The sequence below is a fragment of the Ureibacillus sinduriensis BLB-1 = JCM 15800 genome (assembly GCF_000772955.1).
GTDB classification, from domain to species: Bacteria; Bacillota; Bacilli; order Bacillales_A; family Planococcaceae; genus Ureibacillus; species Ureibacillus sinduriensis.
Map to the genome: position 1 here is coordinate 18,902 of NZ_JPVO01000050.1, position 13,820 is coordinate 32,721.

Annotated in this window: 13 protein-coding genes; 5 read left to right on the forward strand and 8 right to left on the reverse strand. The window is 35.7% G+C overall.

Features of this window, described 5'->3' with window-relative positions; translation table 11 throughout:
* Positions 1 to 91: 91 nt before the first annotated feature.
* A complete protein-coding gene (locus tag CD33_RS09800) occupies positions 92 to 841 on the reverse strand; it encodes a hypothetical protein (protein WP_036200462.1) in 750 nt (249 codons plus the stop codon).
* A gap of 276 nt (positions 842 to 1,117) precedes the next feature.
* On the opposite strand from CD33_RS09800, the gene CD33_RS09805 reads away from it, so the two are divergent.
* Complete coding sequence (locus CD33_RS09805) at positions 1,118 to 2,299, forward strand: FtsW/RodA/SpoVE family cell cycle protein (protein WP_036200463.1); 1,182 nt, start codon at positions 1,118 to 1,120, stop codon at positions 2,297 to 2,299.
* A 220-nt stretch (positions 2,300 to 2,519) separates the two neighbouring features.
* Here CD33_RS09805 and CD33_RS20715 read toward each other — a convergent pair whose 3' ends face one another.
* Positions 2,520 to 2,651, reverse strand: a complete 132-nt coding sequence (locus CD33_RS20715; protein WP_258516822.1) for an Lmo0850 family protein — start codon at positions 2,649 to 2,651, stop codon at positions 2,520 to 2,522.
* Between the two features lie 511 nt (positions 2,652 to 3,162).
* Here CD33_RS20715 and CD33_RS09810 point away from each other — a divergent pair.
* Together CD33_RS09810 and cls are read left to right on the forward strand one after the other, a co-directional pair.
* Positions 3,163 to 3,966: a YwqG family protein gene (locus CD33_RS09810; protein WP_036200464.1), complete on the forward strand. Its 804-nt coding sequence runs from the start codon at positions 3,163 to 3,165 to the stop codon at positions 3,964 to 3,966.
* Positions 3,967 to 4,042: 76 nt separating this feature from the next.
* A complete protein-coding gene (gene cls, locus CD33_RS09815; protein WP_036200465.1) occupies positions 4,043 to 5,497 on the forward strand; it encodes a cardiolipin synthase in 1,455 nt (484 codons plus the stop codon).
* A gap of 169 nt (positions 5,498 to 5,666) precedes the next feature.
* Here the strand turns inward: cls and CD33_RS09820 are convergent, their stop codons facing one another.
* The 3 genes from CD33_RS09820 to CD33_RS09830 form a co-directional block, all read right to left on the reverse strand.
* On the reverse strand, positions 5,667 to 6,539 hold the full coding sequence (locus tag CD33_RS09820) for a M15 family metallopeptidase (protein WP_235863322.1): 873 nt from the start codon (positions 6,537 to 6,539) through the stop codon (positions 5,667 to 5,669).
* Between the two features lie 276 nt (positions 6,540 to 6,815).
* Entirely contained in the window at positions 6,816 to 7,601 is a 786-nt protein-coding gene (gene yidC / locus CD33_RS09825; protein WP_036200466.1) for a membrane protein insertase YidC, read from the reverse strand.
* Positions 7,602 to 7,819: 218 nt separating this feature from the next.
* Positions 7,820 to 8,614, reverse strand: coding sequence for a helix-turn-helix transcriptional regulator (locus CD33_RS09830; protein ID WP_036200467.1), 795 nt, complete (start codon positions 8,612 to 8,614; stop codon positions 7,820 to 7,822).
* A gap of 553 nt (positions 8,615 to 9,167) precedes the next feature.
* Here CD33_RS09830 and CD33_RS09835 point away from each other — a divergent pair.
* Positions 9,168 to 9,818, forward strand: a complete 651-nt coding sequence (locus CD33_RS09835; RefSeq protein ID WP_036200468.1) for a LytTR family DNA-binding domain-containing protein — start codon at positions 9,168 to 9,170, stop codon at positions 9,816 to 9,818.
* Between the two features lie 348 nt (positions 9,819 to 10,166).
* Positions 10,167 to 11,687, forward strand: coding sequence for a succinyl-CoA:acetate CoA-transferase ScpC (gene scpC / locus CD33_RS09840; protein WP_036200470.1), 1,521 nt, complete (start codon positions 10,167 to 10,169; stop codon positions 11,685 to 11,687).
* 88 nt (positions 11,688 to 11,775) lie between these two features.
* Here scpC and CD33_RS20720 read toward each other — a convergent pair whose 3' ends face one another.
* The 3 genes from CD33_RS20720 to CD33_RS09855 all read right to left on the reverse strand — a co-directional run bounded on the left by CD33_RS20720 (position 11,776) and on the right by CD33_RS09855 (position 13,758).
* Positions 11,776 to 12,066, reverse strand: coding sequence for a YbyB family protein (locus CD33_RS20720; protein ID WP_036200471.1), 291 nt, complete (start codon positions 12,064 to 12,066; stop codon positions 11,776 to 11,778).
* Positions 12,067 to 12,468: 402 nt separating this feature from the next.
* Positions 12,469 to 12,750: a GNAT family N-acetyltransferase gene (locus CD33_RS09850; RefSeq protein ID WP_036200473.1), complete on the reverse strand. Its 282-nt coding sequence runs from the start codon at positions 12,748 to 12,750 to the stop codon at positions 12,469 to 12,471.
* A gap of 96 nt (positions 12,751 to 12,846) precedes the next feature.
* Positions 12,847 to 13,758: a DUF1002 domain-containing protein gene (locus tag CD33_RS09855; RefSeq protein ID WP_036200475.1), complete on the reverse strand. Its 912-nt coding sequence runs from the start codon at positions 13,756 to 13,758 to the stop codon at positions 12,847 to 12,849.
* Positions 13,759 to 13,820: the final 62 nt, after the last annotated feature.

Genomic DNA, 13,820 nt, shown 5'->3' on the forward strand with positions numbered 1-13,820 from the left:
GAAAAATTCATAAACAACATTAGACAGGGGAATTTTAAAGAAGCATAAAGTGAAAAAACTCCCTGTCAAAAATGTGCTATGACAGAAAGTTTTAAGTGATTTTGATTAGTTCATCGTAGTTTTGTTTTAATATAACATCTAAATCATCCCAAACTTCATCAGGATAATCATAGTCCGAAAGAGTACGTATTTCAACACCGTAACAGTTATTTTGCTTCTCCATCTTGTATAAAGATAACAGAGCTCCTTCTTTTATAAAAGGTCTATATGCCTTTAATACGATTGGATCTAAAGTAGGAATCGTATCCTTTGATTTTCTACGCCAAAAACTACCGTTACCTTCTTTTTCTTTTACTAGATGGTTGAACAGATTCGAAATGAGATATTCCGAATCATTTAAGTATCGAAAATAAACTTTTGTTAATTTATCATTTTCCGATGCGTAGTACAAATACCGATTTTGCAATTTAGCAAAGAACGGGGAATGAATGGGCTCTTTTTTATGACTGATGTAAAGCAGTTCCGCTTGTTCGAGTGCCGTGAGCTGGTTTACATCTCTTTCGCCTGCAAAGTCAACCCAGCACAGGTCGCCTTCCGTATCATCCATTTTTTTAACGAATTTTGTCATCTCATCAATTGATATAAAATCAAACTGAGTATGCATATTGAATAATCCGTCATCGTAGCAATGCTTAAGCAGCAACAAATTTGGAATGGGGTCGACAGAACTAATAAACTGCTTTAATGTAAGGCCACTGTAAATCACAAAATGATCGACATCATTCATATGTACAAACAAATGATGTATAAAATCATCCGCAGTTTTTTGTTTTCTTGCCATAATATCACTCCCCCAATAATTCAATACATTAGCTATTATATGATGTAAATCGTAAATTTGAAACATTTTCATTCCCATTTACGTCGTAACTTTGCATATTATTTTTTTCAACTGGCAACTGCCAAAATAGGATGTATCTTTCGAAATAACCCACCAGTATTTTACACCTTCTCAACATCGAAACGATAGTCCCCTTTTTATCATTTCTATGTTAAAGTAAAATGTACACGTTCAAAGTATTTTTCTAAAATCTTTAAGATTAATTAGGTGAAATAAATGGAAAATAACAAAAACTTCGCGAGCCGGTTTGACTGGAAGCTTGCTTTAATTATTTTAATATTTCTTATCGTGAGTTTGTTGGCCATTTCTTCTGCACAGACAACGGGACAATATTCGGCAAATTTCGTTTTGCAGCAGTTGATCAATTATATAATCTTTGCGGTCATCGTTGCCTTTGTAATATATTTTGACCCAGATCAATATAAGAAAATGGCCTGGTATTTATACGGCTTTGGTGTTTTGCTGCTCATTATTTTGGCCGTTCTCCCAGCAGGGGGTATTGTCATCGAACGAAACGGTGCAAAGAGTTGGTTCTCCACTCCCATAGGTAGTTTGCAGCCTTCCGAGTTTATGAAAACTTTCTTTATTCTCGCTTCGGCATGGGTGATAAGTAAACATCACGAAAAATACTCCATAAAGAGCATTAAGTCAGACGTTTTGTTACTAGGAAAGATCGGTGTAACGCTCATTATCCCACTGGCGTTTATCATGATGCAGCCAGACCTTGGTTCCGCACTAGTCTTCCTGGCGATAACTGCCGCGTTGATAATTGTAGCGGGTATATCATGGAAAATCATTATACCTATATTTGTTGCCGGTGTTACAGTGGGCGGATCATTACTTTGGATGGCTTTGTATATGCAGGACTTCCTGGAAGATAAATTCGGGCTGCAACCTTATCAATTTGCACGCATCTATTCCTGGATAGATCCCTATTTATATTCTTCAGGATCGGGATATCATTTAATCACATCACTGAATGCCATTGGGTCGGGGGAGATTTTCGGTAAAGGGTATTTGGACCGGGAAGTATACGTAGCTGAAAGTCATACCGATTTTATCTTTACGGTAATCGGGGAGGAATGGGGATTCATCGGGGCCAGTTTTGTAATCTGTCTCTATTTCTTGTTAATTTATCATTTAACTAAATTAACTTTAACATTGAAAGATCCTTTCTGCACATATGTGTGTGCCGGAATCATTGCGATGATTACTTTCCACGTATTCGAAAATATCGGCATGACAATCCAACTCCTGCCGATTACAGGTATTCCACTACCGTTTATAAGCTACGGGGGCAGCTCATTGATGGGTAACGCCTTGGCACTCGGTCTAGTATTCAGCATGAAATACCATTATAAATCTTACATGTTTGCTGGTAACGACGATGATGAATAGTAACCATACTTTTCGGATATCGAAAGCAACTTAACCACCTCATAGAAACCACCTTCAAATATATTGGGAAGGTGGTTTTCTTGTGGTAAAAAACGATTCTAGTGGGAAGACACCCATAAGTGGATTCTCAGAAAAATCCCGATATATTATCTTATTGCATTGGAAAAATCCCGGCTAGTTCGTTCTAGCCGGGATAGTTTTATGCTAATTCAATTATTTTTTATACTTGTGGAGTTTGTGTTGGTGGTGTTAATACTTTAAGTAATTCAAGACGGGATTTTGTAACAGTTGCAGTAACACCTAATTTAGATAAATTTGAAACAATTTTCTTTAAGTCTACTTTCTTCGTCATGCTTATCCACCTAACCTTTTTTTATATTATTTATAACGTTTCAACAGTCTAAAAGTTTCAAAGAATAGACCATCTGACAAATTTCTTAATTCCATCATAACACTCTTTTTTCAACTAAAATTTTTCAATTCTGTTACAACTTTCAAAATGTCAACTAAATCGCATTGATTCTTTTAATTAAAACTCTTAGATTATACATGAATTATGGACACTATAGGAATTATAACCGTAAATTTGCTTTATCAAACCTTAAAATTAAAAGACACATTTTATCCACATTTCCAATTCCCCATCACCTGTTTCATTCTTCTTTTACTTTCTATGAAATAGGGTAATGGATAATATGATTTCTAACCATATCAAATCAACAACAAACCAGCCTACCGGACATGAATAGTCCAAGCCTTACGTATATTAATGGCACCATGCTGCTTTAGTTTTTGGTGGAAACGAATAATTATTAGCAAATATTCTAAGCTAGTAAGACCTATTGTTTTTTGGAGGGAAATGAGTGCAAAAAGATAAAAAGATTCACTTACCAGGTTACCTTGAATGTTTCAGAAGCAAAATTGAATCGTCAATTGTCGGCTCTATATGGATTACTCCTCATTACGGGCAGCCCTCGTTAACCGATAGCAAGTTTGCGGGAAATCCCTATTTACCTAAGTCGCATCTCCATCCTAAAGATTCCAATGGTCAAATAATGCATTTACTGGCCCAAATTAATTTTGCTCAACTGCCTTCTATACCGCCATTTCCTAGTAAAGGATTGCTTCAATTCTTTTTATCAACAAAATTTGATCAAATCGATGAGAAAAAAGTGGAATTACTTTATCAAGAAGATTTTAAGGTTCGTTATTATCCAAATATTTTGCATGAAAATCAACTCATTCAGGATTTTTCCGATTTGGAAAGCAAAAGCAGCTTCCTTATACAAAACGAGAAAGGACTCGCTTTCCTTCCAAAACACGAACCTGTTTCCGCCTCGGATTATAGAAGGGAAAAGTTTCTGCAAGTGTCGCCATTTGATGGTGAATACATTAGTGAAGATGAACGAACATTCGAGGACATTTATTTTGAATATTTTTTGGCTGCCGAACACAAAATAGGTGGCTATCCGTACTTTATTGAATATGATACAAGAAAGAATTCTTCATTCTTAAAAAGATTCGATACTTTATTATTGCAAATAGTTTCGAATGACGAACAAGGGATAATGTATGGTGATTCAGGGGTCATCAAATTTTTTATAAATCAAGACGCACTAAGAAATCTCGACTTTTCTTCAGTTTATTTCATTGCCGAGCAGTTCTGATGATGCCGCAATACTACAATTCATCAACTTGTTAAGTTATAATTGTTTTTAATTAAAATAAAGTAGGTGCAGCCATATGAGTATTTTTTTCAATACCATATCTGTTATTCCGATTGTTCTCATATTAAATATTGTTTTAGCGGTAACGGTCATCTTTTTAGAAAGAAAAGATCCTTCTTCCACATGGGCATGGACACTCGTTCTATTCTTCCTTCCGTTAGCTGGATTTATTTTATATTTATTGCTGGGTAGGCCAATGCGTAAAAAGCATTTATTCCGATGGGAAGGACAGAAGGATATTGGGATTGATAAATTGATCAGTTTTCAAATTGAGGCGCTTGAAGAAAACTCGCTCGAATTCCGTTCGGAAGAAGTTGGAAAGTATAAGAGCTTGATTCATATGAACTTAAAAACAAGCGACTCAGTTTTAACCCAGGATAATCATATCCAGCTCTACGATGATGGTGCAAAAAAATTCGAGGCATTGCTTGAAGACATCGAGCATGCGAAGGATCATATTCATATACAATACTATATATTTAAATTAGACAACTTGGGAAAACGAATTTATACCGCCCTATTAAAGAAAGCGCAGCAAGGTGTGAAGGTACGGGTTCTCTATGATGAAATGGGTTCGCGAGGTTTGAAAAAAAGGTACTTTAAAGCCCTTCTGGAATTAGGAGGAGAGGTTGAAGTATTTTTCCCCTCCATTCTCCCGCTCATCAACCCACGGCTAAATTTTAGAAACCATCGGAAAATTGTTATTATTGATGGCCGTATTGGTTATATCGGCGGATTTAACGTTGGTGATGAATACTTAGGATTAAATAAGAAATTCGGCTACTGGCGAGACACACATTTACGGATCGAAGGAAGTTCTGTCCATCCCCTGCAAACCAGATTTTTACTTGATTGGAATCAAGCAAGCGACAATAATATTATTTATTCGGAAAGATATTTCCCAGCCATTCCTAAAAAGGGCGATATCGCCATGCAAATTGTATCTAGCGGACCAGATACCGAATTTCCGGCCATCAAGAACGGCTATTTGAAATTACTCATGGAAGCCAAGCGTTATATATATATTCAAACACCCTATTTCATTCCAGATAGTAGTTTTTTGAACGCCATCGAGATTGCTTCCTTATCCGGCATCGATGTACGCATCATGATTCCAAATAAACCTGACCATATGTTTGTATATTGGGCTACCTATTCCTATGTTGGCCAGTTGCTCCGGGCAGGAGCCAAAATCTATATTTATGAAAAAGGATTTATCCATGCAAAATCCATCGTCATCGATGATGAAGCCTCTACCGTCGGAACAGCAAATATTGATGTACGCAGCTTTAGTTTGAATTTCGAGGTAAACGCTTTTATTTATGATCGTACATTGTCCCATGAGCTTGCAGAAATCTTTGAAAAAGATATATTCGATTGTACAGAGTTAACAATTGAAAAATATGAGAATCGATCAGGTATCATTAAATTTAAAGAATCCATTTCCCGTTTGCTAACACCGATCTTGTGAAATAATTCACTATCTTCATTCCCCATCAGTGATTTTTGAAATAACTGAGAATCCGAACTCCTTGGAACATGTGTGCCAAGCCATGAAGATACGAGTGAGGCAAAACACGGTGGCCGAATGAGGCAACGGGCATGAAAAAAAGGTGGTGCTTTTTACAGCACCAACCTTTTTATTGTATTCCCAAATATTCTTCAAGCGTCACGTTTGCTTGTTTAACTTTTGAAGCCAAGTCCACCCCTAAATAGCGAAAATGCCAAGATTCATACATATATCCCGTAATCGCCTCTTTCCCTCGGGGGTAACGTAGAATGAAACCATACTTGTTCGCATTTTCCACTAACCATTTCCCTGCTTCCGTTTCCCCAAACTCTTCCGTTAGCCATAAATCTTCTTTCCCTTTTTCACCAATATCGAAGGCCAAACCCGTCTGGTGCTCAGAATAACCCGGTCTCGCACTGTAGCGATCTGCATTTTCTTGTCCATCACGATTTACATAATTATGATAGAGTGTATCTTGATATTCATAGGAGCGGTATGTACTAAACGCTACAAGTTCAAAGCCGGCATTTCTTGCATCGGCTGCCATTTGTTCGAAAGCTTTTCGCGCTTCTTTACTTTCGCCTGGGGCAAAAGTGCTCGGCAAAGGATACTTCTTATTGGCTATTAATACTCCATCTACGTATGTTGGCTCAGTTGGTAATGGCTGTCCCTCTATATAACCATTATTGGTAATAGGTTGTTTTTCTGGTTGTTCCTGAAATTCGTCTACTTTTTCTTGTTGTCCATTTATATCAGTCGTTTCCTCATTTGCCGGAGGATTCATTTCTTCTGTTTTTGATGTGTCATCCGATTTGGCATTTTCATCTTCTACTACTTCAGTTGGTGAAGGTTCTGAATGTTGGATATTCAAGTTGTTTTGCTTCCAATACATAAACACCATGATAGCTGCTGCCAAAATAATAAGAACAGATACACAAATCCATATGTATTTCTTTTTGCCATTCTTCTTATTTCCATAAGTAGTTGATCTTTTCATAATCATATGAGCCTCTTTCCTATACAATGCTTTTATTTTAGCACTGTTTCCCTCATTTGACTTTATTATTTTCCTTAAATTTAACTCGCCAAAACAAATTACTGATGAATAGAGAAGTTGGCCCCATATTACATAAAATTTTATAGAGGCCGCATGTATGGGCGCATCTTTGCACCTGGCCATCATACATTTAGTGAATGTTTTTGCCGTAATGTTTTATGCAATAATTTCTGCGTTTAAATTCCATAAATAAAAGCCGAGGCAATGGACCTCGACTTAAGATTACTTCTTATCTAATGAAACCGTATCAGTTTCTGGTTTAGCTGGATGCTCTGAAAAATATTTTCTGCCTATATAAGTTTGCAATATTAGTAGGATACCACTTACTGACCAATATAGAGGCAAAGCAGCCATCGATGTGAAGGAAATAAATACAATCATAATAGGCGAAATATAAATCATTAATTTCATTTGGGCTTTTTGGGATTCAGGAACTGTCCAAAGTGAAACTTTTGCTTGTATGAAGTACACAATTCCGGCAACTACCGTCATTAAGATATCCGGCGTCCCTAAGTTAAACCATAAAAACTCATGTGTTTTTACATCACCAGAATATAAAATTGCAAAGTATAACCCCATGATGATCGGCATTTGAATGATAATCGGTAAACAACCAAGATTTAATGGGTTAATACCATGGGTACGATATAAACTTAGCATTTCCTGTTGGATTGCCATTTGCTCTTCTTTTGTTTGAGCGGCTTTTAATCTTTCTTGGATCTCGTCCATTTTTGGCTTTACAATATCCATTTTCGATTTCATGGCCGATTGCTGACGATAGTTTTTCAACATGAATGGCATTAATATTAAACGTACAGCTACTGTAATCGCAATAATTGCCAGTCCATAACTTCCGTTAAATACATCATTCCCCAAAAATTCCAGCAACCAATTCATCGGTCTAACAAATGTACTGTAAAAGAAGCCTTCCTGATTTTCAACTGCTTGACACCCTGTTAACACGAACAGCATAAGGCCTAGCATTGAAAAAAGTTTCAGTTTTTTCATTTTTCCACCTACTATTTTATTTAGCTCATTTGAAGTATACAGTATTAACTTTATGAATATCAAATACGAGACCATACACTTGATAAACACTGGACAAGGCAAATTTACATACGCACTGCCGGAAAAACATAACTCGACCAAATAGGCCGAGTTATATGTATCATTAACACGAACATCCCTATCAGCTTTTAATCTAACAACTTATGAAAGCTGCACTATTATACATTTTCTAGCTCAACTTCAGGAATTTCAAATCTATAAAATTCATGATGCAACTCATCACGGAAATGTTTAGGTGTTACACCTGTATATTTCTTGAAAATTCTGGTGAAGTAGCTTTGGTTGCAAAAATGGAACTGATCCGAGATCGATGTAATACTTTTATTTGTATGTCTAAGATAGTACTGAGATTCTTCCACTCTTCTAACATTTAAATATTCTACTAATGTAATGCCGACATGCTCTCTAAAAATTCGCGATAAATGGCTTGTGCTAATATGGAATTTCTGAGCAATGCTTTCGACCGTTAAATCATTTTCTAGTTCATCGTTTATGTACATAATTACCTTATTGACCGTTTGGTGTCTAAATGTAGGTTGTTTACGATCTGCTATAAAGTACACATAAAAATCAATTAAATCATCAGCGAATTGCAGGAATTCAGCATCTTTCATGTTATTTTCTATCATATCCGCGCAGGCTAAATTAAACGCAAATGCCTTTTTGGAAGGGACTTGATTATCCAAAAGCTTGCGTGCAACAACCGAAGAAAGGATAACAAAATAATTTCTCACTACTTTGATTACTTGCTTTCCAAATCTTATTGATAATATATCTATTATTTCGTGCAAAGATTTTTTCGCTTTTGCAGACTCTAAGTGAAAGATTTCAAATAACAGCTTAGATTCAATACTATAAAAATCTTCAATCCCGTTATATTGATTTATACTATCAATTTCTTGAAAGTACCGTTTAGAAATTGTTTCAGATATTGAATGTGGAAATAGCTGCATAGATTACCCCATCTTTCTTCAGAATACAATTGCGATATTGTTTCAAATTTGTAACAATACACATCGACTACTGTAATATAACCTAATTTAAATAAAGAATATAGTTTTTCTTAATAATATTTCTATGAAATACCTGACTTAATGTATAGAATTTGCTAAAAATTTACCTAAAATTATCTTACTAATAAGAACAAAGAATTAATCAAATATAACTAAGTGAATATTACCATAATTTCGCAATTTTTCAAACTCTATTTTCACCGTTAATAAAGAATGAATGTTTCTCCCCTGCACAAACTATTATTTCCCCTTATAATCCGGTCACCCAAGCAACTTCTGGATACTGGGAAATCTTGAATCCTTTTAACAGTATTAGTATACGGCACACTATTTTTGTTGAAAATAATTAAAAGTGACAAAAATAAGAATGCATTTTGCATATTTACCGTAAATTCCTCTACCATACCGTAATCTTCTCTATTTCATTTATTTCAAACTGTAGTAAAATAGATGGTATATCATATAAAATGTATACAAAATGAGGTGTCTTAAATTGGAACCAAAACAGATAGAAGAAATCATGGAAATAATAAAAGACTTCTTCCCGGAAAATACGTCAATTGCAATATCGGATACAAATGAATATTTATATTATCAACCTAGCAAAAAAGTAGATTTAAAAATTAAACCCGGTGACCCTATAAAAGATGGTTCTGCCGCTCATCAAGCCCTAACTTATGGACAAAAAATCAATACCTACATTGAATCTGATGTATTCGGTGTTCCTTACTATGGGATGAGTATTCCTTTAATAGAAGAAGGAGAAACAAAAGGTGCAATTACAGCGATCTTCCCTCAAAAGCCTTCACCATTTTTAACAAACTACATTACAATTAAAATTGATGATTGTTGGTACCCTATCAAGCATGATCAAGTGATTTATCTTGAAACTCAATTACGTAAAACGTTTGTAAAAACAATGAATCGTGAAGGATATCACCGCTTGAACTTAAGCGATCTCGAGTTATTTTTAGCTCCTGATTCATTTATCCGCTGTCATAGATCATACATTGTGAATATCGATTATATCGACGAAGTTCAACCAGATTCTCATTCCACTTTCCTGTTGATTATGAAAGACGGTACAAGAATTCCTGTAAGCCAACGATATGCCAGCTATTTCCGACGTTCACTAGGTTTCTAAACTAGTTGTACACTGGCATACGAACAAGTTATCTAAACCTTTAATTATCCTAATATAAAAAAGTTAAACTTTTTATTATATCGACCTTTGCATAAACTGCAAAGGTCCTTTGTATTTTTATTCAACTTAATTTACCGCCCTTTTCTCTAAGGAGTTATCTATTTAATCGAAACGTACAATTTATTCTCGAAAAAACAATTTTTAAGCACTTTCATGCGCTTTATGGAGATTTTGTGACATTACAATGCTATTATTAATTATGCAAGTTGAAAATAAATTCAACAGATTTTACAGAAAATTCTACACAATTTTCTCTTTTTCACTTTAATATAGGGGAGGATTTTTAATATGGATTCAAGAGTTGAGAAACGTTTAGGTTTAAAAGAATTAGCAGATAAAGTAGTATCTGCTGATCAAGCTGCTGCACTTATTGGTGACGGCGATGTAGTAGGTATGAGTGGTTTTACACGTGCCGGGGATGCAAAAGTTGTACCAATGGCATTGGTTGAACGTGCAAAAAATGAAAATTTTAAAATTGATATTTATACTGGTGCATCACTAGGACCAGAAGTGGACAAGTACTTAGCTGAAGCTGGGGTTATTCGCAAACGTGGACCTTTCATAGCTGACTCAGGTATCCGTAACCAAATTAACTCTGGTAATGTTTATTACGTAGATGCCCACCTATCTCACAATGCTGAGTTAGTGCGCCAAGGAATCATCGGGCCTATTAAATACTTAATTTTGGAAGCTACTGCGATTACTGAAGATGGTTTAATTATCCCTACAACTTCTGTAGGTAACTCACCAATATTTGCTGAGTACGCGGAAAATATTATCGTAGAATTGAACATCTCTCATCCAGAGAGCCTTATCGGTATTCACGATATTTATGTTCCAGGACCTCAAGGACAACGTGAACCAATTCCGATGACTGATGCTGTAAAACGTATTGGTGAAATTGGTATTAAAGTTGATCCTGCAAAAATTAAAGCAATCGTTGTTTCTGAAGAGCCAGATGCTCCTTCATTAATCGTTCCTCCAGATGAAGAAACGCAAACTATGGCAAATCTTTTGCTTGATTTCTTCCGTTCTGAAATTAAAGCTGGTCGCCTAACAAATAAATTAATGCCACTTCAATCAGGCGTAGGTTCAGTTGCAAATGCTGTATTGGATGGCTTTGCAAATTCCGAATTTGAAGACTTGGTTGTGGCGTCTGAAGTACTTCAAGATGCAGTATTCAATTTGATCGATGCTGGTAAAGTAAGCTTTGCAGCTGCAACTTCTATTACTATTTCTGAAGAATTACAGAAAAAAGTTTATGGAAACCTTGAAAAATATGCAGATAAGCTATGCTTACGTCCACAAGAAATTTCTAACCATCCGGAAGTAATCCGTCGACTCGGATTAATTTCTATCAATACAGCACTAGAGTTGGATATTTACGGAAACGTAAACTCCACACATGTTAGCGGAACAAAAATGATGAACGGTATCGGTGGATCTGGAGACTTTGCTCGTAATGCTCGTCTAGGGATTTTCGTAACGAAGTCATATGCTAAAGGCGGTGCTATTTCTTCTATCGTTCCTATGGTATCTCACGTTGACCATACAGAACATGATGTAGACGTAATTGTAACTGAACAAGGTATTGCAGATTTACGTGGACTAGCACCTAAAGAGCGTGCAGTACTAATTATTGAAAACTGTGTTCACCCAGATTTCAAAGAACAAATGTGGGATTACTATAATCGTGCTGTGGAAGCTACTGGTAATGCTCAAACTCCTCATATCTTGGAGGAAGCACTTTCTTGGCACGTTAACCTAGCTAAAAACAAAACAATGAAAAAAGAAGTATCTAAAGCTTAATGTATGATTGGGGAGTTTCACTAATGGTGAAACTCCCTTTTCTTTTTATTAAAAAACGACAACGATATCGTTGTCGTTTTTTCATCTTCTAATGAAGTTGTTTTTGATCCGCTTCATTGTAATAGGCTAATGCCGTCTGTGCCCCGCCTTCGGAAACGAAGTTGTTTTCTCGAATTTGTGTCGATCTCGCACTTGCTGGTGTTTCCGCAATTTCTTTTAATGATTCATTATCAAAGTGCTGTCTCGAACCGAAAAGTTGGGATTTCATATCTTTAAAAAACTTTACTGTATTATCCCGATTTTCCTTCTTACTTAAGAATGAAGCTGCACCAGCAACTAACGCTGTCATTACTACACCTTTTCCTTTTAATTTCGCCATGATTAATCCCCTCCAAAAAAGTGTTATGGTTTACTTTTCCCTAATCTGATTCATTTAAACAGTGGATTTCATTGTTTAAAGTCTATAAAGATGAGGAAAGGATATATAACAAATTTTTATATGGATAATATCTTCTGAGAAGAACATTTAATTTATTTTAGAGGAGGAATTAATCATGATAAATAATAAAGAAGTTACCTATGACTGGAAAGAAGTTACTTCCATAATAATCGCTTCATCACTCTTGACTTCCATCATTTACGGAATTTCATTTATTTATTAGTCGGATCTTCTGTTTCTTATAAGTGGATGTATTCATTTTTTGCTCGCCTACTCCCCAATCATTCCATTATAAAAGGGTGCCTAAACTTGTAGCTTTCTACAGAATAGGCACCCGATTTTTTATGCTTTTATATCGTTATATGCTTCACTTTTTTCAAACGCCGCCACTACATACGAACAAATGGCATTCATTTTCAAATCATTTTCTCTGGCATAATCTGCTGCTCTGTCTAGCAATTTTTTTGCCACCCCTTGACCACGCAAAGCATCTGAAACATAGGTATGCGTCATATCCATAATACTATCCCGCTCTACCCATTCTATTTCTGCCAGTTTTTCTCCATCTTGTTCATATTCAAATGCAAAATGTTTCGGACTATTTTCTACCAATTTAAACTCCATTATTCATCCCTCCCATTTGCTAAAATATAACATAATAGAACTCTATATGGTACTGATTTGCCTCTTTATCAAAATGACAGAGGACAACAGATTAATCTATTTAAACCAAGAAGAAACCGTATCAATCAGGTTGGCGAAAAAGTTTTTCACACCATTCCAGAACCCTTCATCTTGCATGAGTTCCCCATATTTATCTTCAAACTTTGTTGCTAAATCTGTTAATTGGTCGGATAGCTTAGAAAAATCAATATCGAGCTTGCTGATACGATCCATTAAATCGACTAATAATTGACGGTCCTGCTCGCTCAGCTCAATATTCAATTTTGCCAATTGATCTTTAACAATTTGCTCTACTTCCTCCTTAGTTGCTGGATTTAACTCGGAGATTTGTTGTTTAATACCCGTTAATAGCTCTGCGATCTGTTCGTCAGTAATATTGGCATTTTCCGCAATTTGAGTAGCTACGGAAAGTTCATCATTTGCTACGTCTGTACGTTCCGTATTCAGTGTTTCACCTGTCTTCACTTCATATGCCTTGTAAATGCCTACAAGTGCAGAATGCCCGGTTACAGGTTTCGGGGCAGCAATTTCCACAGTAGCGTCTTCTATTCCAGCTGTTAACATTGCATTGGCATACATTTCAGATGTTACTTGTGTAATATTATCAGGGGTTACAATACTTATAATTAACCCTTTGCCTTCTTCCTCACGCGTAATTTTTGCTGAAGAATACATTCTTGAACTCGGATTACTATCCCTAATATATTTGGCTAAGTCTTCACCAGAAACTGTGATTTCATCTACTTCCGCTTCCTTATCAACTTGCAATGCCTCTTTTACAGTTACCTTTTCAGACTCCGATAAGTTTGCTCCGTAAACAATAATCGGCACTCCTAGTTTTTCATTTATGGCTTTTTGACTATTATCAGCAGCCAAGGTACTCATCGGCAGCATTACGGAAGCTAAAAATACAAATGTTGCAACAATCGATAACCATTTTTGCTTCATCACATATTATCCCCTTTAAATGTTTTTTCAACAATTAGTACGTAAAAGAAAGTAAAAGGTTC